Source organism: Isoptericola croceus, assembly GCF_029382255.1.
GTDB classification, from domain to species: Bacteria; Actinomycetota; Actinomycetes; order Actinomycetales; family Cellulomonadaceae; genus Isoptericola; species Isoptericola croceus.
On record NZ_JARLLG010000182.1, the window covers coordinates 1 to 277 of the forward strand.

General features: G+C 37.2%; 1 protein-coding gene. It reads left to right on the forward strand.

Annotation, left to right across the window (positions count from 1 at the left end):
• Positions 1-277: hypothetical protein (locus tag PZC42_RS21125; protein WP_277214085.1), on the forward strand; the 277-nt coding region annotated here is incomplete at both ends.

Consider the following 277-nt stretch of genomic DNA (forward strand, 5'->3'; position numbering starts at 1 on the left):
TTGTGAACAATGTTCCGTTTACTCAAGGTGTCTTTGGAGTCCGTGCATTGTTTCAATATGCAATTTTGTTTTTTATCTTGCTTGCCTTGGATATTCCCGCTAGCTGGGTGAAAAAAGTTTTTCATTTAATTATTGGCTTGGCTATTTTCCAATCAATTATTGGCTTTATTCAAATTGCTTTGCTTGTTCCACTACCGTTACGAGATGTATCACAAAGAAGAAGCATTGCAATCGGTGAAGAAGTCCGTGCATTTGGATTAATGGACTCCAGTAATAC